Source organism: Conexibacter sp. CPCC 205762 (assembly GCF_030646155.1).
Classification (GTDB): domain Bacteria; phylum Actinomycetota; class Thermoleophilia; order Solirubrobacterales; family Solirubrobacteraceae; genus Conexibacter.
In genome coordinates this window covers 141,854-163,617 of sequence record NZ_JAUTDN010000003.1, presented here as the reverse complement: position 1 = coordinate 163,617, position 21,764 = coordinate 141,854, and the positions used below count along the sequence as shown (strand labels likewise).

Here is a 21,764-nt window from a genome sequence, read left to right as displayed (position 1 = left end):
CCGCGCGCTCGCCTCCCGTGCACCGTTGACCGAAGGGACCTGATGAATCGCGCCTCCGCACGCCGCGCACGTGCGTCGATCGTCGTACCGGCCATGCTCGCCGGGCTGATCGCGCCGTCCGCTGCCGGTGCCGCGACCGTCGCCAACGGCGGCTTCGAGCGCTCCGCCGCGGCCGACCGGGCCTTCACGAGCCAGAACGACCCGCTGCCGGTCAGCGGCTGGGACTTCTGGGATCCGCGCAAGCTGGTGGCGCCGGTCGCCGACCCCTTCAGCGGCCAGGCGACCGTGCTCGGCACCTGGACGCCGCCGAGAGAGGCGTACCCGACGACCGGCGTGCCCGAGGGCTCCGCGGTCGGCTTCGTCTACGTCGCCGGCGGGCCGGGCCGCGGCGAGCTGGGCCTGCGCCAGCAGACGCGGCTGCGGCTGACGGCCGGCACCCGCTACATCCTCGAGGTCGCGATCGGCAACCCGCGCAGCGACGACGTGCGCGGCTTCTCGGTCGGCGGCTTCCCCGGCTACCGGATCGAGCTGCGCGCTGGCGGCCACCTGCTGGCGAAGGAGGTCGATCGCGTCAAGCCGGCCGACGGCAGCTTCGCCGAGACCGCGATCGCCTACACCGCGAGAGCGAGAGACAGAGGGCTCGGCGCGCGGATCGAGATACGCCTCGTCAACCGCAACGCGCGCGTCGGCGCCGAGGTCGACTTCGACAGCGTGCGGCTGGCGACCGCGAGAGCGGCCGGCGACGGCGCCGGTCTCGGCACCTCCAAGGGCAGCGGCGGCGTCGCCGGCGTGGTCGAGAGCGGCGGCGGCCCCAACGCCGGCAGCAACGGCGGCGCGGGCGTGCCCTACGACGTCGCGGAGGGGCTGGCGCCGATCGCGCCGACCGTGCCGGCACCGACGCCGACCGCCCCCTCCAGCGGCGGCGGCGTCAGCGTTCCGAGCGAGTAGCGGGCGCGTCGGCGCCCGCCCCGCCGCGCTCGCGCCTCAGTGCGCGAGCACCGGCTCCGCGTCCGGGTCCAGCTCCTTCACGCCGCCCTTCAGCAGCAGCGCGGAGACGACCGTGCCGACGGCGAAGATCGCGGCCGACCACCAGAACGCGGTCGTGTAGCCGTGGACGGCGGCGTCGCCGGCGGCCTGCGGGCCGTTGTCGGCGATGAAGCCGCTGACGGCGCTGGCGAACAGCGTCGACAGCAGCGCGGTGCCGACCGAGCCGCCGACCTGCTGCATCGTGTTGACCATCGCGGAGGCGATGCCGGCGTCGTGACGCGCGACGCCGACGGTCGCGATGCTCATCGCGGGCGCGAACACGAGGCCGAGGCCGAGGCCCATCAGCACCAGCGGCGGCAGCACGTGCGTCGCGTAGCTGGAGTCGGCGCCGACCTGCGCCAGCCACACCATCGCGAGCGCGGCCGCGCCCATGCCGGGCACGATCAGCGGCTTGTGGCCGAAGCGCGGCATCAGCCTCGCCGTCGCCATCGTCGCGGTGAACATGATCGCGAAGCTCATCGGCAGGAAGGCGAGGCCGGTCTGCACCGGCGTGAAGCCGAGCGTCTGCTGCAGGTAGTACGTCAGGAACAGGAAGACGCCGAACATGCCCGCGCCGGTGATCCCCATCGCGAGGTAGGCGCCGCCGCGGTCGCGGTCCTTGACGACGTGCAGCGGCAGCAGCGGGTTGGCGACGCGCGCCTGCAGCGCGACGAACGCGGTCAGCAGGACGACGGCGGCGACGAGGAAGCCGATCGTGATGCCGGCGCCCCAGCCGTCGGTCTCCGCCTTCGCGAAGCCGAACACGAGCGAGAAGAGGCCGAGCCCGGAGGTGAGCGTGCCGGGCAGGTCGAGCCGCGGGCGGTCGGGGTGGCCGACCTCGTGCAGCAGCGAGAGGCCGCCGAGCGCGGCCGGGACGGCGAACAGCAGGTTGACGTAGAGGCACCAGCGCCACGACAGGTACTCGGTCAGGACGCCGCCGAGCAGCAGGCCGACGGCGGCGCCGGAGCCGGCGATCGCGCCGAAGATGCCGAACGCTCTGCCGCGCTCGGCCGGGTCGGTGAAGGTGGTGGTGAGCAGCGACAGCGCGGCCGGCGCCAGCAGCGCGCCGAAGACGCCCTGCAGCGCGCGGGCGAAGACGAGCATGCCGAAGCTCTGCGCCGCGCCGCCGATCGCCGACGCGATCGCGAAGCCGAGCAGGCCGACGACGAAGACGCGCTTGCGGCCGATCAGGTCGCCGATGCGGCCGCCGAGCAGCAGCAGCGAGCCGAACGCGAGCGCGTAGGCGGTGACGACCCACTGGCGGTTGGCGTCGGAGAAGCCGAGCGACTCCTGCGCGGACGGCAGGGCGATGTTCACGATCGTCGCGTCGAGCACGACCATCAGCTGGGCGATCCCGATCAGCGCGAGGATCAGCCAGCGACGCGCGTGGTGCGGGTCGTTGGAAGCGGAATGCGGGGTGGGCATGGGGCCTTTCGAAGGGATCCGCGCCGGGTGATGAGAGCGGCGGGAAGCGGAGGAGAGGCCTCTACTTTATCATGAAACGGAGGTAGTCTCTCCGATTTGGTACGGTCCAGGAACATGAGCAGCGCCGGCACGAGACCGCTCCGCAAGGACGCCGAGCGCAACCTGCGTCGCATCCTCGACGCCGCCAAGGAGGTCTTCGCGACCCGTGGGCTCGCCGTCACCATGGACGACGTCGCCCACCACGCGGGCGTCGGCGTCGGCACCGTCTACCGTCGCTTCGCGAACAAGGACGAGCTGATCGAGGCGCTGTTCGTCGAGCAGATCGAGGCGCTCGCGGAGCTGGGCCGCGAGGGCCTCGCGCTCGCCGACCCGTGGGAGGGCTTCGTCTTCTTCATGGAGGGCGCGCTCGACAGACAGGCGAGAGACCGCGCGCTGAAGGAGCTGCTGTTCGAGAGCGGCCATGGCCAGGAGCGCGTCGCGCACGCGCGCGAGACGCTCGCGCCGGTCGTCACCGAGCTGGTCGAGCGGGCCCGTGCCGCCGGCCAGATGCGGCCCGACGTCGAGGGCCAGGACACGCCCGTGATGCAGATGATGCTCGCGACCGTCGTCGACTTCTCGCGCGACGTCGAGCCGCAGCTGTGGCGCCGCTTCCTCGCGATCGTGCTCGACGGCCTGAGAGCGCGCCCCGGGCAGGAGCCGCTGCCGCTGCCGGCGCTCGACGAGGCCCAGCTCGACGTCGCGATGGGCGCCTGGAGAGGCACCCGCCCCGGCTCGCACCGCTGACCCGGCCGGCCGCCGCGCGGGCGATCCGGCCGGGCCGCGCCTGCCTCAGGCGTCGGCGGTGACGCCGGCGAGCAGGTCGGGCGCGGCGGTGCGGACCTCGTCGGCCGCCTTGTCGTCGGGCTGCTCCTGCGAGCGCCGCTCGGCCTCGACGCGGGCGACGTAGGTCTCGACCTCTCTGCTCGTCTCGGCTCTGCTCCAGCCGAGCACCTCGGCCATCAGCTCGGCCGCGCGCGGCGCCGTCTCGGTGCCGCGGTGGAAGGTCTCGATCGAGATCCGCGTGCGCCGCGCGAGCACGTCGTCGAGGTGGCGCGCGCCCTCGTGCGAGGCGGCGTGGACGACCTCGACCTGGAGGTAGTCGTCCGCCCCCGGCAGCGGCTCGGCCAGCTCCGGCCGCTCGGCGATCAGGTCGAACAGGTCGCCGATCCGCGAGCCGTAGCGGTTGAGCAGGTGCTCGACGCGCGCGATGTGCAGCCCGCTCTCGCGCGCGAGCCGCCGGCGGCCGTTCCACAGCGCCCAGTAGCCGTCGGCACCGAGCAGCTCCGTTCTGTCGGTGCTCGACGGCGGCACCGAGCGCTCGAGCCCGCGCACCGCCGCGTCGACCGCGTCCTTGCCCATGATCCGGCTGGTCGTGTACTTGCCGCCGGCGACTGCGACGAGGCCGGGCACCGGGACCGCGACGCTGTGCTCGCGGCTCAGCTTCGAGGTCGACTCCGACTCGCCCGACAGCAGCGGCCGCAGGCCGGCGTAGACGCCCTCGACGTCGGCGTGCGTGAGCGGCTGCGCCAGCACTCTGTTGGCATGCTCGAGCACGTAGTCGATGTCGGTGCGGCTCGCGGCCGGGTGGGCCTTGTGCAGCTCCCAGTCGGTGTCGGTCGTGCCAACTATCCAGTGGCGGCCCCACGGGATCACGAACAGGACCGACTTCTCCGTTCTGAGGATCAGCCCGGTGTCGAGCTGGATGCGGTCCTTTGGGACGACGAGGTGGATCCCCTTCGAGGCGCGCACTCTGAACTTGCCGCGCTCGCCGACGAGGTGCTGGAGGTCGTCGGTCCAGACGCCGGTCGAGTTGATCACCTGCTGCCCGCGGACCTCTATCTCCCTGTCGCTGGCGACGTCGCGCACGCGCACGCCGGTCACGCGCTCGCCCTCGCGCAGGAAGCCGACGACCGGCGCGTTGTTGGCGATCGCGGCGCCGTAGAAGGCGGCCGTGCGGGCGATCGTGAGCGTGTGGCGGGCGTCGTCGACCTTCGCGTCGTGGTACTGGATCGCGCCGATCAGCGCGTCGGACTTGAGCCCGGGAGCGATCCGCAGCGCCTGGCGCTTGGTCAGGTGGCGGTGTCTCGGGACGCCGGCGTGACCGGCCATCTCGTCGTAGAGGACCATCCCGGCGCCGACGTAGCCGCGCTCCCAGACGCGGTGCTCGAGCGGGTAGAGGAACGGCACGGGCTTGACGAGGTGGGGCGCGATCCGCGTCAGCAGCAGTCTGCGCTCGCTGAGCGCCTCGCGCACGAGTCCGAAGTCGAGCTGCTCGAGGTAGCGCAGGCCGCCGTGGATCAGCTTGCTGGAGCGGCTGGAGGTGCCGGCGGCGAAGTCGCGCGCCTCGACCAATGCGACCGACAGGCCGCGCGTGGCGGCGTCGAGCGCGGCCGAGCAGCCGACGACGCCGCCGCCGATCACGACGACCTCGAAGGTCTCGTTCGCCATGCGCTCCAGCGCGGCGTCGCGCTGTCCGGGATTGAGGATGCTGGGGTCGTTCACGGGGTCTCGTCTCTGCAGCGGGGTGAGGAGGCTCCAGTTCAAGGTACCCATTGTCCGAACCCCCGCGACCTCGTTTCGACCGCCGGTCCCAACTTGCGCGGGAGCTTTTGCGCAGCTTCCGGGCCTGGGCTAAGAAGGACCTCCCTCGATCCGGAAAGGCCCTCCTTGCGCAGGTTCGCACTCACCCCTGCGCGGCTGCTCGCAGCCGCCACCGCCGCAGTCGCCGCGCTCTCGCTGAGCGCGTCGGCCGCGTCCGCCGCGGACGTTCCCGACCCGCTCGCGGCCGGTCCCCACCCGACCAAGAAGATCGACTACGAGGCCGGCAGCATGCTGCTGACGCTGGCCGACGGCGTCAGCACGACGCCGGTGCCGCTGCGCGGCTCGATCACCTACGCCGACGACGTCGACTTCGCCGACATCGTCGTGTTCGTCCACGGCCGTCACGGCGTCTGCATCGGCACGCCGACGGCGCCGAGACAGATCTGCGACGACGTCACCGATCCCGACGGCACGCCGACGCAGTCCGACGTGCGCTCCTACGGCGGCTACGACTACATGGCGAAGAACCTCGCCAGCCACGGCTACACCGTGATGAGCCTCGAGGCCAACACGAGCAACTTCGACAACAACTGGAGAGACGGCGGCGCCAACGCGCGCTCGCAGATCATCCAGGCCAACCTCGAGCTGCTGTGGCGCTGGAACAACGCCGCCGGGCCCTACGTCGCGGGCGAGCCCGACCACACGGTCGGCACCAAGCTCGTCGGCAGACTGAACTTCGCCGAGGGCATCGGCCTGATGGGCCACTCGCGCGGCGGCGACGCCGTCACCGACTTCATCGGCTACACGCGCAACCTGAGAGTCAGAAGCGGCTTCCAGAGAATCTCGCTGGCGGGCGTGCTGGCGCTGGCGCCGGTCAACTACACAGCGAACAAGATGCCGTACGGGACCAACTACGGCGTGCTGCTGCCGGCCTGCGACGGCGACGTCTCGACGCTGCAGGGCGCGCGCTTCTTCGAGAACGCGAAGTACCCGACCGACACCGGCCAGACGACGGACACGTTCGCGAAGGTGCAGTGGTACGTGCAGGGCACGAACCACAACTTCTACAACACCGTCTGGACCCAGGACGACTTCGGCTCGACGACCGACCCGGCCTGCTCGCGCGGCCTCGACACCTCCGCGCGCCTGACGCCGGCCGACCAGCGTCGCGTCGGCGCGGCGCTGATGAACTCGTTCATGCGCCGCTACGTCGGCAACGAGAGAGCGTTCGACCCGGTCATGACCGGCGAGGTCACGCTGCAGGAGACGGCCGCGCCGCTGGAGAGCGGCAAGGGCCTGGCCGAGGAGGTCAAGACCTCCTACGTCGCGCCGCTGAGCAAGCGCTTCGACCTGCTCAGACCGAAGTCGCTGCTGGACCCGCAGCCCGACCCGTCGACCGGCGGCGTCCCGACCCCGTTCGACGCGACGCTGACGACGACGACCGCCTCCGGCGGCCCGATCACCCCGTCCGGGCTGACGGCCTTCCAGGTCTGCAACCCGAACGACCTCGCCTACCGCCAGGGCCCGACGTTCCCGACCAGCTACCCGCTCTGCCCCGAAGGCGCGCTCAACCGCTCCAAGGGCAACCAGTTCAACGTCGCCTGGGACGGCCCGGCGAAGCTGACGGTGCGTCCCGGCCGTGCCGGCGCCCCGGTCGACCTGTCGGCCTACGGCGTGCTCGACCTGCGCACCGCGATCAACCGCAACGACCCGCGCAACCCGGCTGGCGACGGCTACACGCCGAACGCGGTCACGCAGGACTTCACCGTCACGGTGACCGACGCCTCCGGCACCAGCGGGACGACCAACGTCGCGCGCTGGTCGACGGCGCTGGAGCCGTCGATCGGCAGAACGTACCAGCACATCGTGCTCAACGGCGTTCGCATTCCGCTGACCGCCTTCGGCAGAGTCAACCTGACGAGAGTCGTCGCGGTCGAGCTCGGCTTCGGCCAGCCCGGCAGCGGCACGCCCGCGCTCGGCTCGATCCAGCTCGCCGACGTGATGTTCCAGGAGTCGCCGCTGCCGGCGGCCCCGGGCGGCGGCGCGGTCTCCGGCCCGCAGCCGGATCCGGTCGGCGACAAGGAGACGGTCGTGCCCGGCCCCGACGGCCCGCCGTCGACCCCGCCCGGCCCGATCGTCGACGTCCCCGTCACGAGCGCCCCGACGACCGGCAAGGCGTGCGTCGACACGACCAAGCCGACCGTCAAGCTGACGCGCGTCGCGCGTGCCGGCACGACGCTGCGCCTCTCCGGCAGCGCGACCGACAGCGGCTGCGCGGGCGGCAAGGGCGTCGCCTCCGGCGGCGTCGCGAGAACGTCGGTGCAGCTGTTCCGCCTCGCCGGCAAGGGCAAGGCCCGCTTCGTGACGGCCCGCGGCCTGCTCAGCAAGCCGCTGCCGCGCACGACCGGCATCGCGATCCCGGCGAAGGGCTCGTCGAGCTGGAGCCTGACGGTCAAGACGGCGAAGCTGCCGAAGGGCAGCTACCGCCTGAAGGTCTCGACCTACGACAAGACCGGCAACACGCGCACGCTCACCGTGCGCGTGGTGACGGTCAGGTAGCGCCGCGCTGAGCAGCGGGAGGGCGGCCGCTCAGGTCAGCCCTCCCGCTCCAGCACGACGATCGGGATCGGCCGGTCGGTCTTCGTCTGGTACTCGTCGTAGGCCGGCCAGGTCGCCGTCATCAGCGGCCACCATCTCGTTCTCTCGTCGTCGCTGGCGGTGCGGGCGCGGGCGCTGAATCTGTCGTCCTCGATCTGCACCCCGACCTGCGGGTTCTCGCTCAGGTTGAGGTACCACTGCGGCGGCTGCGGGTCGCCGCCTCTGGAGGCGACGATCAGGACCGCGTCGCCGTCGCGCTGGTAGATCAGCGGCGTTCTGCGCGCCTCGCCCGACTTGCGGCCGGTCGTCGTCAGGATCAGCGCCGTCGTCCCCTGCCAGTCGTGGCCCTCGGCGCCGTCGGTCTCCTCGTAGCGCTTCACGTGCTCCTTGCCGAACAGCATCGGCCGTCTCCTCGTTCGCTCGCTGGTGCCAAAGGTTCTACCCCGCCGCCCACGCCTCCGCGAGCAGTCTGCGGACGCGCTTGGAGGAGACCTGGCCTCTGACGCCGAGCGGCTGGGCGAAGTGGCTCATGCGCAGCTCCTCCAGCAGCCAGGTCGCCTCGAACAGCGCCGGCGGCAGCGGGCGGCCCGGGGGCCAGCTTCTGCGCCGCTCGGCGAGCGCCGTCTCCAGCTCGTGGACGGCCTTCATGCGGTCGGCGTCGGCGGCGCGGTGGTCGGGGACGCGCTCCAGCCGGTGGAGCGCGCCGCGCAGGTAGCGCTCGACGTCGGGCAGGCGGGCGGCGCCGGTGGCGGCGACGAAGCCGGGGTGGACGAGCCGGCCGAGCTGGCGCGCGACGTCGAGCCGGACGGCCTCGAACTGCGGCGCCGAGAGCGCGACGATCCGGTCCATCACCTGGCGCTGGAGGTCGAGGATCCGCGCGACCTGCTGCACCAGCGCGAGCGTCCGGTCGCTCAGCTCGCCGGCGACGTGGTCGCGCAGCCGCGCGAAGGCGGCGGCGTCCCAGGCCGGGCCGCCGGCCTCGGTCGTCAGCTCGTCGGCGGCGGCGTTGAGGCAGTCGGCGAGCACCGCGGCGGCGCCGTCGGGCGCGGCCGCCAGCGCCAGCGCGACCTGCGGCGAGAGGCGCTGCTGGACATGTCTCAGCGTCGCTGCCGGGATCGACAGCAGCAGCAGCCGGCGGGTGCCGGCGCGCATCGCGACCCATTGCTGGCCGGGCGCGTCGAAGACGCGCACGCCGACCGATCTGGCGGACTCCTCGACGAGCGCCGGGTAGGCCTTCGCCATCCCGCCGCTGCCGGGCAGCTCGACCTCGCGCGGCAGCGCCCCGAGCGTCCAGCTCGTCAGCCCGCTTCTCTCCAGCGACGAGCCGGCCGTTCTCGTCAGCTGCGCCTGCAGCCGCGGCCGCACCTGCGCGCGCAGCGCCTCGAGGTCGTCGCCCTCGGCGATCCGGCCGCCTCTCTCGTCCTCGATCCGGAAGCGCATCCGCAGCCACGCCGGCAGGCGCGAGCGGTCGAAGTCGGTCGCCGCCACGCGCACCCCGCGCAGCTGGCCGATCTTCGCGGCGATCGTGTCGAGCAGCGGAGCGCTCGCGACCTCCTCCGGCGTCAGCGCCGCGACGACCTGCGCGGCGACGTCCGGCACCGGCACGAGCGGCCGCCGCAGCTCCTTCGGCAGCGAGCGGATCAGTGTCGTGACGAGGTCGAGCCGGAAGGCCGGCACGAGCCACTCGAACCCCTGCGCGCGCAGCCCGGCCAGCGCCGCCAGCGGCACGTGCGCGGTCACGCCGTCGTGCTCGGCGCCGGGCTCGAAGTGGTAGGTCAGCGGCAGCTCCAGCCGCCCCTGCCGCCACTGCTCCGGCCGCGCCCGCTCGTCGAGCGCGCCGGCCGCCGCCTCGCTGTCGACCAGCAGCTCGCGCGTGAAGGTCAGCAGTCTCGGCTCGCGCTGGCGGGCCTTCTTCCACCATCTGTCGAAGTGCGCGCCGGAGACGACGTCGGCCGGGACGCGGTTGTCGTAGAAGGCGTAGAGGACCTCGTCGCCGGCGATGATGTCGCGGCGGCGGGCTCTGTGCTCCAGCTCCTCCAGCTCTTCGATCAGCTGGCGGTTGTCGTGGAAGAAGTGGTGGCGCGTCTGCCACTCCTCCTCGACCAGCGCGCGGCGGATGAACAGCTCGCGCGCGAGCAGCGGGTCGATCTTCGCGTAGGAGACGGTGCGGCCGGCGACGATCGGCAGCCCGTAGAGCGTGACGCGCTCGGTCGCGACGACCTCGGCCCGTCTCTTCTCCCAGCGCGGCTCGGAGTGCGAGCGTCTGACGAGGTGCTCGGCGAGCGGCTCGACCCACTCCGGGTCGATCCGCGCGACGACCCGGCCCCACAGCCGCGACGTCTCGACCAGCTCCGCCGCCATCACCCAGCTCGGCTGTCTGCGCGACTGGCCGGAGCCGGGGAAGATCGCGAATCTCGCCCCGCGCGCGCCGAGGTACTCCGAGCCGCGCCCTCTTCTCGCGCTCGCCTCCTTGACGCCGACGTGCGACAGCAGACCCGCCAACAGGGCTCTGTGCACTTCCACCTGCTCGGCCGGCTGCTGGTTGAGCGTCACGCCGACGCCTCTCGCCGCCTCGCGCAGCTGGCCGGCGAGGTCCTGCCACTCGCGCACGCGCAGGTAGTGCAGGAACTCTCTCTTCAGCCGCTTGCGGAACTGCGAGTTGGAGAGCGCTCTCTGCTGCTCCCTCAGGTAGCTCCAGACGTTCAGGAAGGCGGTGAAGTCGGAGTGGTCGTCTCTGAAGCGGGCGTGCTGCTGGTCGGCCTGCGCCTGCAGCTCGCTGGGCCGCTCGCGCGGGTCCTGGATCGACAGCGCCGCCGCGATCACGATCGCCTCCGAGGCGCAGCCGAGCTTGTCGCCTTCGAGCACCATGCGGCCGAGCCGCGGGTCGACCGGGAGCGCCGCGAGCTTGCGCCCCAGCGGCGTCAGCTCGCCCTCCTCCAGCGCCCCCAGCTCCTGCAGCAGCAGCACGCCGTCGCGCACCTGGCGTCTGTCCGGCGGCTCCAGGAACGGGAAGTCCTCGATCGCGCCGAGCCCCAGCGCCGCCATCTGCAGGATCACGCTGGCGAGGTTGGTGCGCAGGATCTCCGGGTCGGTGAAGCGCGGGCGGGCGGCGAACTCGTCCTCTGAGTAGAGGCGGATGCAGATCCCGTCCGACTGGCGGCCGCAGCGGCCCTTGCGCTGATCGGCGGATGCCTGCGAGACCGCCTCGATCGGCAGCCGCTGGACCTTCAGGCGCGCGCTGTAGCGGGAGATGCGGGCGCTGCCGGGGTCGACGACGTATCTGATCCCCGGCACCGTCAGCGACGTCTCGGCGACGTTGGTCGCGAGCACGACGCGCTGCTTGCTGTGCGCTCTGAAGACGCGCTGCTGCTCGGCGGTCGCCAGCCGCGCGTAGAGCGGCAGCACGTCGAGTCTGTCGCCGAAGCGGCCGGAGAGCGCGTCGGCGGTGTCGCGGATCTCGCGCTCGCCGGAGAGGAAGACGAGCACGTCGCCCTTGCTCTCGCGCCGCAGCTCCTGGACCGCGTCCCCGATCGCATCGATCTGGTCGCGCTCGTCCGCTGCGGAGGCTCTGTCCCCGGCCTCGTCGGCGTCGTCGTCCCTGCCCGGCAGCGCCAGCGGCCGGTAGCGGACCTCGACGGGGTAGGTGCGGCCGGAGACCTCGACGACGGGCGCGCCGCCGAAGTGGTCGGCGAACCGCTGCGGGTCGATCGTCGCGGAGGTGACGATCAGCTTCAGCTCCGGCCGTCTCGGCAGGATCCGCGTGATGCAGCCGAGCAGGAAGTCGATGTTGAGGCTGCGCTCGTGCGCCTCGTCGACGATGATCGTGTCGTAGCGGCGCAGCAGCGGGTCGCGCTGGATCTGCGCCAGCAGCAGGCCGTCGGTGACGAGCCGCACGAGCGTGTTCTCGCTCGTCTTGTCGTTGAAGCGGACGGCGTAGCCGACGGCGTCGCCGAGCGGCACGTTCAGCTCCTCGGCGATCCGCTCCGCGACGGTGCGCGCGGCCAGCCGGCGCGGCTGCGTGTGGGCGATCGCGCCGCGCACGCCGCGACCCAGCTCGAGGCAGATCTTCGGCAGCTGGGTCGTCTTGCCGGAGCCGGTCTCGCCCGCGACGACGACGACCTGGTTGTCGCGGATCGCTTCCAGCAGCTCCTGCTTGCGCGCGCTGACCGGCAGCTGCGGCGGATAGGTCACCTGGGGGACGGCGGCGCGCCGCCGCGCGACTCTCGCCTCCGACTCCTCGACGTCGCGCGCGATCTTCAGCAGCTCGGCGCCGCGCGCCTCGTCGCCGTGGATTCCGCGCAGGCGGTCGAAGCGCCGCCTGAGGCGGTGCTCGTCGCGGATCGTGAGGTCGGAGAGACGCGCGCGCAGCTCGGCGAGCGGCGCGTCGGGAGGGGACTGCGAGGCCACCGTTTCAGGATAGGTGGCGCGGCTAGAACACTGATTCGACCAAAGAAGTCCAGAATCAAATACATTAAATGCAATCAGCTTTGGCTATATTCGAAATTCGATGCCTGACGAACTCGCGATCCGCACGCGCGACCTGCGCAAGACCTACCGCCGCTCCGGCGCCGATGTCGTCGCGCTGGCCGGCGTCGACCTGGAGATCCCCCGCGGCCAGGTCTTCGGCGTGCTCGGCACCAGCGGTGCCGGCAAGTCGACGCTGATCCGCTGCCTCAACGGCCTCGAACGGCCGACCGCCGGCAGCGTCGAGGTCGACGGCGTCGAGCTGACGGGCCTCGGCCGCGCCGCGCTGCGGGCGCAGCGGCGCAGGATCGGGATGGTCTTCCAGCACTTCAACCTGCTCAACTCGCGAACCGCGCTCGGCAACGTCGCGCTGCCGCTGGAGATCGTCGGAGCGGGCCGTCGCGAGCGGCGCGAGCGGGCGCTGAGACTGCTCGACCTGGTCGACCTCGCAGATCAGGCGGGCGCGCATCCCTCGCAGCTGTCGGGCGGGCAGAAGCAGCGCGTCGGGATCGCCCGCGCGCTCGCCGCCGAGCCGTCGGTGCTGCTGTCCGACGAGGCGACCTCCGCGCTCGACGAGCAGACGGCCGAGTCGGTGCTCGCGCTGCTGCGCGACCTCAATCGCCGGCTCGGCCTGACGATCGTGCTCGTCACCCACCAGCTGTCGGTCGTCAAGCAGATGTGCGACGCGGCGGTGCTGCTGCGCGACGGCGTCGCGCTCGACGCCGGCTCGCTCGCGGAGGCGGCCGCGCGGCCGGCCTCGCCGCTCGGCCGCGTGCTGTTGCCGGCGCTGCCGGCCGAGCTGCCCGGCGACGGCGACGGCGATGCCGCGCGGGCCGCGTCCGGCGCCGCGCGGGCCGCCGGCGCCGCGGACGGCCGCGAGCTGCTCGACCTCGTCGTCACCGGCCCCGCCGCCCGCGCGGCGGTCGCGCCGCTCGACGCCGACGCCGATGAGCCGATCCGCGCCGCCCTGCGCTCCGCCGGCGTCGCCTGGGAGCTGCTCGCGGCCGTCTACGAGCCGGTCGGCGGCACGCCGGTCGCGCGGCTGCGGATCGCGCTCGACGGCAGCGCCGAGGCGCGCGCCGCCGCGCGCAGCGCGCTCGCCGCCGCCGGCGCCGACCCGCAGGCGCCGCGCTCGGCCGAGGAGGCGATCGCGTGAGCGCGGAACCGCTCGGCCTGCGGCCTCGGGTTCCGTCGGGAACGCTCGCCTGGCGGCTCGCCTTCCCGGCTGAGGAGCTCGCGCCATGAGCGACGACCTCGTCCCGCTGATCTGGGACGCGACCAAGGAGACGCTGACGATGGTCGGCGTCGCGATGCTGATCACGGTCCCGCTCGGGATCGCGCTCGGCGCGCTGCTGCTGCTGACCGGGCCGCGCGGCGCGCTGCGCCAGCCGCTCGTCAACGCGCTGCTCGGCTTCGTCGTCAACGTCGGCCGCTCGGTCCCGTTCATCATCCTGCTGATCGCGGTGATCCCGCTGACGCGCGCGCTCGTCGGCACGACGATCGGCACGACCGCCGCGATCGTGCCGCTGACGCTGGCGACCGTGCCGTTCTTCGCGCGGATCGTCGAGAGCGCGCTGCGCGAGGTCCCCGCCGGGCTCGTCGAGGCGGCGCAGGCGGCCGGCGCGAGCGACCGCCAGGTCGTCTGGAAGGTGCTGCTGCCGGAGGCGCTGCCGGCGCTCATCGCCGGCGCGACGATCACCACGATCGGCGTGCTCGGCTACTCGGCGATGGCCGGCGCGGTCGGCGGCGGCGGGCTCGGCGACGTCGCGATCCGCTACGGCTACCAGCGCTACGAGACCGACGTGACGATCGCGACCGTCGTCGTCCTCGTCGTGCTCGTGCAGGCGATCCAGTTCGCCGGCGACCGGCTCGCGCGCCACCTCTCCCATGCTTGACCACCAACACCACCACAAGGGGGCCTCTTCGATGCGACGCATCGCCCTGCTGCCGTTCCTGTTGCTTGCGCTGGCGCTGGGTCTGGCCGCCTGCGGCAGCGACGACGACTCCGCCACCACCAGCTCCGCCGCCGCGGCCTCCACCACCGCGGCCGACGGCGCGAGACTGTCCTCGGACCCGCTGCGCGTCGCCGCGACGCCGGTCCCGCACGCCGAGATCCTCCAGTTCGTGAAGGACAACCTCGCGCAGAGAGCCGGCCTGAACCTCGAGATCAGAGAGTTCACCGACTACGTCGTGCCGAACACCGCGCTCGACGAGGGTCAGGTCGATGCCAACTACTTCCAGACGCCGGGCTATCTGGAGGACCAGTCGAGAGCGCGCGGCTTCGACTTCGTCTCGGTCGCCGACGTCCACATCGAGCCGCTCGGGCTCTACAGCAAGCAGCTCAGATCGGTCGACGCGATCCCCGACGGCGCGAAGATCGCGATCCCCAACGACGCCGCCAACGAGGCGCGCGCGCTGCGGCTGCTCGACGCCAACGGGATCATCGGACTCGAGGACCCCGAGAGCCAGACGGCGACGCCGCGCGACATCGCCGACAACCCGCACGACCTCGACTTCACCGAGGTCGAGGCGGCGCAGACGCCGCGCGCGCTCGACGACGTCGACCTCGCCGTCATCAACGGCAACTACGCGCTGGAGGCCGACCTGTCGCCGGCCGACGACGCGCTCGTGCTGGAGAGAGCCGAGGGCAACCCGAACGTCAACCTGCTCGTGACGACGCCCGACCTGCAGAACGATCCGCGGATCGTCGAGCTGGCGAGACTGCTGCGCTCGGACGAGGTCAGAAGATTCATCGAGCAGAAGTACAGAGGCGCGGTGATCCCGGCCGCCTGATCGGCCGTTCGTCCAGACGGGGGCGAATTCTCGACCACATCGGTTGACAAGGCGCTCGCGGCTGCTACCTTTCGTCGCGGTCACGAGCGCCAGCGTCAAGCCCCGGCTTGCTGGCCGGCAACCCTTCTCCATGTAGGGGTGCCCCGGGTGAGGACCAGGCCGCGCAGGCCGTCTTCGATGGCGGATCTGCGGCAAGACGTGGACCTGATCTGTCGGGTCCCATCGAACCCCGAGAGGTCCAGCATGTCGATCGCACCGTTCGCTCCGTCGTCCCGTCGCATCGCCGTTCGCCCCGGCGGTGGCGAGGCCCGTCTGCGCCCGACCGCCGCGCTGCGGCCGCACGCGCCCGGCGGCGCGCTGCTGCCGGTCGTCGGCGGTGAGCTGCGCGTGCCGCTCGTCGGCGGTGGCGAGGCGCGCTACGCCAACCTCGACTACGGCGCGACCGCGCCGGCGCTGACGACGGTCGCCGAGCGCGTCACGCGCGTGCTGCCCTACTACGGCTCGGTCCACCGCGGCTCGGGCCTGCCGGCGCGCGTCAGCACCGCGCTCTACGAGCAGGCGCGGCAGACGCTCGCCGGCTTCGTCGGCGCGGGCGCCGACCACGAGGTCGTCTTCACCCGCAACACGACCGACGCGCTCAACCTGTTGGCCGGCGCGATCCCGGCCGGCGCCGGCCAGGTCGTCTTCCTCGACAGCGAGCACCACGCCAACCTGCTGCCGTGGCGTCGCCGCGAGCACACCGCCGTCGCCGTCGCGCCGACGCTGACGGAGACGCTCGCGCGGCTGCGGGCCGCGCTCGCGGAGCGGCCGACCGCGCTGCTCGCGATCACCGGCGCCTCCAACGTCACCGGCGAGCTGCTGCCGCTGCCCGAGCTGGTCGCGCTCGCGCACGACGCCGGCGCGCGGATCGCGATCGACGCCGCCCAGCTGGCGCCGCACGTGCGCGTCGACCTCGCCGCGCTCGGCGCCGACTACCTCGCGCTCTCCGGCCACAAGCTGTACGCCCCCTATGGCGCCGGAGCGCTCGTCGGCCGCCGCGACTGGCTCGACGGCGCGCAGCCGTGGCTGGCCGGCGGCGGCGCGGTGCGCGAGGTGACGTGGGAGGGGACCGACTGGCACGACGGCCCGGCGCGCCACGAGGCCGGCACGCCGAACCTGCTCGGCGCGGTCGCGATCGCCGAGGCCTGCAACACGCTCGACGCGCTGCCGGCCGGCGCGCTGGAGGCCCACGACCGCTCGCTGCGCGACGTGCTGCTGGCGCGCCTGACGCGGATCGACGGCGTTCGCGTCGGGCAGATCTGGGCCGACAGCGAGGAGGCGATCGGCACCGTCTGCTTCGCGGTCGACGGCTTTGAGCCCGGCCACGTCGGCGCCTACCTGTCGGCCGAGCACGGCGTCGGCGTCCGCGACGGCCGCTTCTGCGCTCACCAGCTGCTGAGCCGGCTCGGCTTCGGCGGCGGCGCCCTGCGCGCCTCCTTCGGCGTCGGCACCGCCGCCGCCGACGTCGAGCGGCTCGCCGACGCGCTCGCCCGCCTCGTGCGCGAGGGCAGCCGCCACGCCTACGCCAAGGGCGCCGACGGCTGGGCCCCGCTCGGCGACGACCGCGCGCTGCCGGACCTGCTGTAGCGCGCGGGTCGCCGCGCGCGGTCGGCGCGGCGGCTACGCGTCCAGCACCAGCGCCGCCACCGCGGCGGCGCCGAAGGCGCGCGTCGCCTGCTCGATCGTGCTGTCGGCGGCGTCGCGCAGCCAGGCGCGGGCGAACTCCTGCGCGGGGCCGAGCAGGATCGCGCGAAACAGCTCCGGCGGCAGTCTGCGCAGGTGCTTGGCGCGCACGTGCGGGGCGGCCCAGGCGGCGAGCGCGTCGGCGGCGCGGGCGTTGATCCGCTCGACCTCGTCGGCGCTGGCGGCGCGCACGGCCGAGCTGCGGCGGGCGAACAGGAAGCGCGCCAGCTCCGGTCTCTGCTCGACCCAGCGGAGGTGGTGGCGGACGAGCGCGCGCACGCCGGCCGCCGGCGCCGGGTCGGGCGCCAGCAGCGCGACGACCCCCTGCTCGTAGTCGGCCAGCGCGCTGCCGTAGAGCGCGGCCGCGAGCCGCTCCTTGCTGCCGAAGAAGTGGTAGATCGAGCCGGTGCTGGCGCCGGAGCGGTCGCGCACGGCCTCGATCGTGGCGGCGTCGAAGCCACGTTCGAGGAAGACGGCGAGCGCCGCGTCGAGGATCGCCTGGCGGCGGTCGGCGCCGCGCGCGGTCGCGGGCACCGCTGCTGCCGGTCTCGCCGCCGGCCGGCTCGTCGAGGGCGTCATTGGAACGACATTCTATTTGCACTCGGACTAGAACTTAATTCTAGAATGCCGTTCTATGATCGTGAACCTGCACGAGCGCGCGCTGCCCGGGACGACGCCGCAGGCGGCCGGCGCGCTGATCGACTCGCTCGCCGACGGGCGTGAGGCGGCTGCCCTGTGGCCGGCGGCGCGCTGGCCGCCGCTGCGGCTCGACCCGGGGCTGGAGGTCGGCGCGCGCGGCGGCCACGGGCCGATCCGCTACGCGGTCAGCGACTACGAGCCCGGCCGCCGCGCCTGCTTCCGCTTCGACCCGCGGATCGTCGACGGCCACCACTGGTTCGAGGTGACGACCGTCGAGGGCGAGACGGTTCTGCGGCACGTGCTGGCCGGCCGCCCGCGCGGGCGCATGCGGCTGCTGTGGCCGCTCGCGATCCGCTGGCTCCACGACGCGCTGATCGAGGACGGGCTCGACCGCGCCGAGGCGACGCTCGCGGGCCGCGCATGGCAGCCGCGCCGGCTCGGCCGCTGGGTGCGGCTGACGCGCACGGCCGCCGCACCTCGCCGCCGAACGGCCGCTCGCGGTCAGTAGTTGACGTGCGAGAGCGTGTGCACCTCTCTGAACCTCACGCCCTTGCAGCTGTCGTTCGGCGCGAACGCGCTGGTCACCTTGCCGGCGATCACGACCCGCAGGCGGTTGCTCGCGGTGTATCTGCCGGTGAGCGTGAAGGCGACCTCGATCGCCCCCGCGTCCTGGTGGTGGCCGGGGATCATGTTGTCGTAGACGAATCTGCGCGAGAAATGCCCCTGCTTGAAGGTGACCTCGGGGACGAAGCTCCAGACCCCCGGCGCCTCCTTCTCCAGTCCCGTGCAGTACGTCTTGGCGAGCTGGAAGTAGAGCTGGGTCGTCGGCGTCGAGGAGCTCAGCAGCACGTCCGGGCAGTTGTTGATCTCGCGCTGCTTGGGGTGCTGGCAGCGGCCGGCGAAGCGGCCCGGCAGCGGTCTGATCGTCTTCGCCTTCGCGGCGGCGCCGGCGGGCAGCGCCGCCGTCACGGCGGCGATCAACACGACGGGCATGACGAGCGCGGCGAGGCGTGACGCACGCGCGGCGGTGGTTCTCCCGGTGAGCATCGGGCGAGCGTAGACGGGCCGCGGCGCGCGTGCCGCAGCAGGGTTCCGGAAAACGCGTAGGTCGCGGCGCTGCGCACGGTAGGGTCGCCCGATGGCCCGCGTCGAAGCCCCCTGCCCGCCGGCAGCGTCACGCAGCGTCGAGGCGCTCGGCGAGCGCCCACGCCGCCGCGGCCGCCGCCGACTTGCCGGTCACCCCGAGCTTGCGGTAGCCGGTCTGCAGATGCTTGTTGACCGTGCGGGCGCTGATCTCCAGCCGCTGCGCCAGCGATGCGATCGAGTGGCCGACGGCCAGCAGGCTGACGACGTCGGCCTCGCGCGCGGTCAGGCCGGCGTCGCGCAGCGCTGCGCTCAGCAGCCGCTGCGCCTGCTCGCGTGTCACGCCCCTCAGCAGCCGCGTCTGCGCGACGGCGTGGCGGTGAGCCTGGATGATCGCCGGCCGCAGCCGGCCCAGCAGCGCCCGCTCGGCGTCGCTGTAGTCCGGGTCGTGGCGGCTGAGCGCGACGGCGAGGAACCGCTCGGGCGCCGTCTCGACGACGAACGCGATCTGGTGCTCGACGCGGATCTGCGCGTAGACCTCGCGGTACAGCTCGAGCGCGTGCAGCTGCTCCCGCGTGACGACGTCGGAGAAGCGGTACGGCCGCCCGTCGAGCGTGCGCAGGAACCGCTCGACCAGCGGGTTCTGCCCGGCCAGCCGCATGAACGCCTCGCCGTACTCCGCGGGCGGCACGGGCGAGGCGACGAAGACGACCTCGTCCGTGGTCCGTCCCAGCTCGTTCAGCGACGCCCACTCCGAGGGCACGAGCCGCATCAGCGCGTCGAGCAGACCGGCGCGAAACTCCCTGATCCCGAGGTAGCCGTGAATCTCACCGACGAACGCGAGCGCAGGATCGTCTTCGGACAGTTCATCCATGCGCTCAGCAGCATGACGAAGCGGAGGGCGGCGATGTCGGCCGTCGGCCTGCTGGCGACGGGCGCGCTCGCCGTCGCGCCCGCGGTCGCCGGCGCCGAGGACGTCGGCGCGACGCCGCTGACCAGACACGGCCCGAAGCCGGCGTCGTACTGCAAGGTCCCGCTGCAGGGACTCTGCGCGACGGTGCAGCCGACGACCGACGGCTCCGGCACGTTCGTCGTCACCGTCTTCGCGCCGAGCAACACGACCGTCAAGCGGTTCGACGTCTGGTCGGGCACGGCGGCGACGAAGCTGCGCCCCAAGGCGCTCTGCAGAGCGGCCGGCAAGAGCAGCTCGCCGGAGTACCAGGAGGGCCCGTACTTCCGCACCCGCTGCAGCGAGACGATCAAGCCCAGCAGACACCAGACGTACTGCCTGGCGGGGCTCAGCCGGATCCCGTCGACGCAGGGCGCGGGGACGACCTACCCGGTCTACGTCGACGGCGGCTCGGCCGGCGCCGGGGCGGCGACGAGCATCCCGGCGACGTCGAGATGCCCGGCGGGCGTCGCCACCCGCAGACGCCACAGATAGCGGCCGCTCACGGCGTCGCGAGCGCGCCGTTGTCGCGCAGCAGCGTGAGCGCCTCGATCGTCGCGATCCCGCGCCACTCGACCGCGGCCGCCGGCGAGGAGGAGGGGAAGTCGACCGTCCAGCCGCCGTCCTCTCTCTGCTCCTGCGCGAGCGCGGCGAGGTCGGCGGCGATCGCCTCGGCCGGCATCAGCGCGCGCAGCGGCCGCCGCGGCGAGGGCGAGACTCTCAGCGGCCGCAGCCGCTCGTCGTCGTCCTCGCCGCCGGGGCGCAGGGCGCCGTCGGCCGGGACGAGCGCGGCCATCCGCTCCAGCTCGGCCTGCGCCGCCGGCCGCTCCGGCGCGAGCGCGTCGAGCAGCCCGAGCACGAACGCGAGCGTGTAGCCGCCGCCGGGCGGCGGGCCGTCGCTGGCGGCGACCTGCTCCAGCGTCCAGACGGTCGCCGCCTCGACCCACGGGTGATCGCCGGCGAGGCCGCTGAGATGGGCCAGTCTGAGGATCCCGGCCGTGATGTGGAGCGACGGCTCGGCCGGGTCGGCGCCGGCCCACCACGGGGCGGTCCCAGGCGCGTCGGCGGCGCCCGCGAGCGAGAACGGCAGCGCGCCGCCGTCGAGCGCGACGGTGTCGGCCCAGTCGGCGAGGCCGGTCGCGAGCGCGCGGGCGGCGGCCAGCGCCTCGGCGTCGGCGGCCGGGTCTGCGTGCTCGGCCAGCTCGGCGAACAGCTCGAAGGCGGAGTAGGCGCCGGCCGGCTGGCTGCCGGCAGCGCGCAGATCGGGCTCGAGCCCCCAGCCGAAGCCGCCGTCGGCGTTGCGGTAGGCGCCGACGGAGGCGACGACCGCGGCGGCCGCGCCGGGCCGGCCGAGCAGCAGCGCGAGCCGGTGTCGCTCGAGCACGCGCGCGTGGGTGGCGAGGAAGCTGTCAGCGGCTGCGATGTCGGTCATGGGTCCGATCCTCCCCGTTCGCCGCCCTCCCGTCTTGAACGGATCGGACCTTGTGCCGCCGCGCGCCCGAACGCGCCCGCCAGCCGCTCGATCTCGGCGACGAACTCGGGCGGCTCCAGCACCTCGAACTCGCAGCGCAGCGCGGCGACGTAGATCGCCAGCCCGCCGTACCACTCCGAGCCGGTCGTGAGCAGGCACGAGCCGGCGTCGACTGCGGTCAGCGACGCCTCCAGCTGCGGCACGCGTTCGCGCGCCTGCGCCAGCGGCATCCGCAGCAGCACGCGCGCCTGCTTGCGGCCGCGCGCTCGCACGACGTTGCGGCGGACGTACTCGGCGACGTCCGCGGCCGGCGGCTCGCGCGGGCTGAAGCGGCGGTCGAGCGACGGGCGGCCGTCGATCCGGTCGACGCGGAAGGTGCGCCAGTCGTCGCGCTCGACGTCCCACGCGACGAGGTACCAGATGCCGCTGATGTGGACCAGCCGGCACGGCTCGACCAGCCGCCGCGCGTCGTCGCCCGTGTAGGTGCGGTAGCCGAACCGCAGCCGCTCGCTGTCGCGCGCCGCGGCGGCGATCGTCGACAGCAGCTCGTGGTCGACCGACGGGCCGCTGCGCGGCAGCGCGGCGGTGAAGCGGCTGAGCGCGGTGACGCGCCGGCGCAGGTGGCTCGGCAGCACCTGCTCAAGCTTCGCGAGCGCGCGCAGCGACGACTCCTCGATCCCGGTCACGGCACCGCCGCTCGCCGTCCGCAGCCCGATCGCGACCGCGACCGCCTCCTCGTCGTCGAGCAGCAGCGGCGGCAGCTCGCCGCCGGCGCCGAGCCGGTAGCCGCCGGCGACGCCGCGGGTCGCGTCGATCGGGTAGCCGAGGTCGCGCAGCTTGTCGACGTCGCGGCGGATCGTGCGCGGCGTCACGCCGAGCCGGTCGGCCAGCTCGGCGCCGGCCCACTCGCGCCGCAGCTGCAGCAGCGACAGCAGTCTCAGCAGGCGTGCGGAGGTCTCCTTCATCGTGTGCCGCAGTCTCGCAGCGATTGAGGTCTGAAACTGACCTGAATGA

Annotated in this window: 18 protein-coding genes and 1 riboswitch; of the genes, 9 read left to right on the top strand and 9 right to left on the bottom strand. The window is 73.3% G+C overall.

Going from position 1 to position 21,764, the window contains the following annotated elements; all coding sequences use genetic code 11:
* Positions 1-93: 93 nt before the first annotated feature.
* Positions 94-948 carry a hypothetical protein gene (locus Q7L73_RS04445; RefSeq protein ID WP_304693852.1) on the top strand — a complete coding sequence of 285 codons (855 nt, stop codon included), beginning with the start codon at positions 94-96 and terminating at the stop codon, positions 946-948.
* 36 nt (positions 949-984) lie between these two features.
* Here Q7L73_RS04445 and Q7L73_RS04440 read toward each other — a convergent pair whose 3' ends face one another.
* Positions 985-2,451 (bottom strand): MFS transporter, encoded by a 1,467-nt coding sequence (locus Q7L73_RS04440; RefSeq protein ID WP_304693854.1) that lies wholly within the window; start codon positions 2,449-2,451, stop codon positions 985-987.
* Between the two features lie 114 nt (positions 2,452-2,565).
* Here Q7L73_RS04440 and Q7L73_RS04435 point away from each other — a divergent pair, with 114 nt between their 5' ends.
* The gene (locus Q7L73_RS04435) at positions 2,566-3,234 is read left to right on the top strand and encodes a TetR/AcrR family transcriptional regulator (protein WP_304693856.1); all 669 of its coding nucleotides are present in this window, start codon (positions 2,566-2,568) and stop codon (positions 3,232-3,234) included.
* Between the two features lie 45 nt (positions 3,235-3,279).
* On the opposite strand, the gene Q7L73_RS04430 is transcribed toward Q7L73_RS04435, so the two are convergent.
* The gene (locus Q7L73_RS04430) at positions 3,280-4,938 is read right to left on the bottom strand and encodes a glycerol-3-phosphate dehydrogenase/oxidase (RefSeq protein WP_370552444.1); all 1,659 of its coding nucleotides are present in this window, start codon (positions 4,936-4,938) and stop codon (positions 3,280-3,282) included.
* Between the two features lie 219 nt (positions 4,939-5,157).
* On the opposite strand from Q7L73_RS04430, the gene Q7L73_RS04425 reads away from it, so the two are divergent.
* A complete protein-coding gene (locus tag Q7L73_RS04425) occupies positions 5,158-7,590 on the top strand; it encodes a hypothetical protein (RefSeq protein ID WP_304693860.1) in 2,433 nt (810 codons plus the stop codon).
* 35 nt (positions 7,591-7,625) lie between these two features.
* On the opposite strand, the gene Q7L73_RS04420 is transcribed toward Q7L73_RS04425, so the two are convergent.
* Together Q7L73_RS04420 and hrpA are read right to left on the bottom strand one after the other, a co-directional pair.
* Positions 7,626-8,030: a nitroreductase family deazaflavin-dependent oxidoreductase gene (locus Q7L73_RS04420; RefSeq protein WP_304693862.1), complete on the bottom strand. Its 405-nt coding sequence runs from the start codon at positions 8,028-8,030 to the stop codon at positions 7,626-7,628.
* 37 nt (positions 8,031-8,067) lie between these two features.
* Entirely contained in the window at positions 8,068-12,036 is a 3,969-nt protein-coding gene (gene hrpA, locus Q7L73_RS04415; protein ID WP_304693864.1) for an ATP-dependent RNA helicase HrpA, read from the bottom strand.
* A 100-nt stretch (positions 12,037-12,136) separates the two neighbouring features.
* On the opposite strand from hrpA, the gene Q7L73_RS04410 reads away from it, so the two are divergent.
* The 4 genes from Q7L73_RS04410 to Q7L73_RS04395 all read left to right on the top strand — a co-directional run bounded on the left by Q7L73_RS04410 (position 12,137) and on the right by Q7L73_RS04395 (position 16,512).
* A complete protein-coding gene (locus Q7L73_RS04410) occupies positions 12,137-13,249 on the top strand; it encodes a methionine ABC transporter ATP-binding protein (protein WP_304715489.1) in 1,113 nt (370 codons plus the stop codon).
* Positions 13,250-13,334: 85 nt separating this feature from the next.
* Positions 13,335-13,988 carry a methionine ABC transporter permease gene (locus tag Q7L73_RS04405; RefSeq protein ID WP_304695885.1) on the top strand — a complete coding sequence of 218 codons (654 nt, stop codon included), beginning with the start codon at positions 13,335-13,337 and terminating at the stop codon, positions 13,986-13,988.
* A gap of 31 nt (positions 13,989-14,019) precedes the next feature.
* Entirely contained in the window at positions 14,020-14,886 is an 867-nt protein-coding gene (locus tag Q7L73_RS04400; protein WP_304695887.1) for a MetQ/NlpA family ABC transporter substrate-binding protein, read from the top strand.
* A 78-nt stretch (positions 14,887-14,964) separates the two neighbouring features.
* Positions 14,965-15,090: riboswitch (SAM riboswitch) on the top strand.
* A gap of 39 nt (positions 15,091-15,129) precedes the next feature.
* On the top strand, positions 15,130-16,512 hold the full coding sequence (locus Q7L73_RS04395; protein WP_304695889.1) for an aminotransferase class V-fold PLP-dependent enzyme: 1,383 nt from the start codon (positions 15,130-15,132) through the stop codon (positions 16,510-16,512).
* Between the two features lie 33 nt (positions 16,513-16,545).
* Here the strand turns inward: Q7L73_RS04395 and Q7L73_RS04390 are convergent, their stop codons facing one another.
* Entirely contained in the window at positions 16,546-17,187 is a 642-nt protein-coding gene (locus Q7L73_RS04390; protein ID WP_304695891.1) for a TetR/AcrR family transcriptional regulator, read from the bottom strand.
* Between the two features lie 55 nt (positions 17,188-17,242).
* On the opposite strand from Q7L73_RS04390, the gene Q7L73_RS04385 reads away from it, so the two are divergent.
* The gene (locus Q7L73_RS04385) at positions 17,243-17,755 is read left to right on the top strand and encodes a hypothetical protein (protein ID WP_304695893.1); all 513 of its coding nucleotides are present in this window, start codon (positions 17,243-17,245) and stop codon (positions 17,753-17,755) included.
* Here the strand turns inward: Q7L73_RS04385 and Q7L73_RS04380 are convergent.
* Both Q7L73_RS04380 and Q7L73_RS04375 read right to left on the bottom strand, forming a co-directional pair.
* A complete protein-coding gene (locus Q7L73_RS04380; protein ID WP_304695895.1) occupies positions 17,749-18,294 on the bottom strand; it encodes a hypothetical protein in 546 nt (181 codons plus the stop codon). The two genes, Q7L73_RS04385 and Q7L73_RS04380, sit on opposite strands and share 7 nt — an antisense overlap.
* A 127-nt stretch (positions 18,295-18,421) precedes the next feature.
* The gene (locus tag Q7L73_RS04375; protein ID WP_304695897.1) at positions 18,422-19,204 is read right to left on the bottom strand and encodes a LuxR C-terminal-related transcriptional regulator; all 783 of its coding nucleotides are present in this window, start codon (positions 19,202-19,204) and stop codon (positions 18,422-18,424) included.
* A gap of 12 nt (positions 19,205-19,216) precedes the next feature.
* Here Q7L73_RS04375 and Q7L73_RS04370 point away from each other — a divergent pair, with 12 nt between their 5' ends.
* Positions 19,217-19,774 carry a hypothetical protein gene (locus Q7L73_RS04370; protein ID WP_304695899.1) on the top strand — a complete coding sequence of 186 codons (558 nt, stop codon included), beginning with the start codon at positions 19,217-19,219 and terminating at the stop codon, positions 19,772-19,774.
* Between the two features lie 7 nt (positions 19,775-19,781).
* Here Q7L73_RS04370 and Q7L73_RS04365 read toward each other — a convergent pair whose 3' ends face one another.
* Both Q7L73_RS04365 and Q7L73_RS04360 read right to left on the bottom strand, forming a co-directional pair.
* Positions 19,782-20,711 carry a hypothetical protein gene (locus Q7L73_RS04365; RefSeq protein WP_304695901.1) on the bottom strand — a complete coding sequence of 310 codons (930 nt, stop codon included), beginning with the start codon at positions 20,709-20,711 and terminating at the stop codon, positions 19,782-19,784.
* Positions 20,708-21,715 (bottom strand): YafY family protein, encoded by a 1,008-nt coding sequence (locus Q7L73_RS04360; RefSeq protein WP_304695903.1) that lies wholly within the window; start codon positions 21,713-21,715, stop codon positions 20,708-20,710. The genes Q7L73_RS04365 and Q7L73_RS04360 overlap by 4 nt, the downstream gene beginning before the upstream one ends.
* Positions 21,716-21,764: the final 49 nt, after the last annotated feature.

Coding starts and splice junctions, on each gene's coding strand:
- Q7L73_RS04445 (WP_304693852.1), top strand. CDS start 94: ATGCTCGCCGGGCTGATCGCGCCGTCCGCTGCCGGTGCCGCGACCGTC.
- Q7L73_RS04440 (WP_304693854.1), bottom strand. CDS start 2,451: ATGCCCACCCCGCATTCCGCTTCCAACGACCCGCACCACGCGCGTCGC.
- Q7L73_RS04435 (WP_304693856.1), top strand. CDS start 2,566: ATGAGCAGCGCCGGCACGAGACCGCTCCGCAAGGACGCCGAGCGCAAC.
- Q7L73_RS04430 (WP_370552444.1), bottom strand. CDS start 4,938: ATGGCGAACGAGACCTTCGAGGTCGTCGTGATCGGCGGCGGCGTCGTC.
- Q7L73_RS04420 (WP_304693862.1), bottom strand. CDS start 8,030: ATGCTGTTCGGCAAGGAGCACGTGAAGCGCTACGAGGAGACCGACGGC.
- Q7L73_RS04410 (WP_304715489.1), top strand. CDS start 12,137: ATGCCTGACGAACTCGCGATCCGCACGCGCGACCTGCGCAAGACCTAC.
- Q7L73_RS04405 (WP_304695885.1), top strand. CDS start 13,335: ATGAGCGACGACCTCGTCCCGCTGATCTGGGACGCGACCAAGGAGACG.
- Q7L73_RS04400 (WP_304695887.1), top strand. CDS start 14,020: ATGCGACGCATCGCCCTGCTGCCGTTCCTGTTGCTTGCGCTGGCGCTG.
- Q7L73_RS04395 (WP_304695889.1), top strand. CDS start 15,130: ATGTCGATCGCACCGTTCGCTCCGTCGTCCCGTCGCATCGCCGTTCGC.
- Q7L73_RS04390 (WP_304695891.1), bottom strand. CDS start 17,187: ATGACGCCCTCGACGAGCCGGCCGGCGGCGAGACCGGCAGCAGCGGTG.
- Q7L73_RS04385 (WP_304695893.1), top strand. CDS start 17,243: ATGATCGTGAACCTGCACGAGCGCGCGCTGCCCGGGACGACGCCGCAG.
- Q7L73_RS04380 (WP_304695895.1), bottom strand. CDS start 18,294: ATGCTCACCGGGAGAACCACCGCCGCGCGTGCGTCACGCCTCGCCGCG.
- Q7L73_RS04375 (WP_304695897.1), bottom strand. CDS start 19,204: ATGGATGAACTGTCCGAAGACGATCCTGCGCTCGCGTTCGTCGGTGAG.
- Q7L73_RS04370 (WP_304695899.1), top strand. CDS start 19,217: ATGACGAAGCGGAGGGCGGCGATGTCGGCCGTCGGCCTGCTGGCGACG.
- Q7L73_RS04365 (WP_304695901.1), bottom strand. CDS start 20,711: ATGACCGACATCGCAGCCGCTGACAGCTTCCTCGCCACCCACGCGCGC.
- Q7L73_RS04360 (WP_304695903.1), bottom strand. CDS start 21,715: ATGAAGGAGACCTCCGCACGCCTGCTGAGACTGCTGTCGCTGCTGCAG.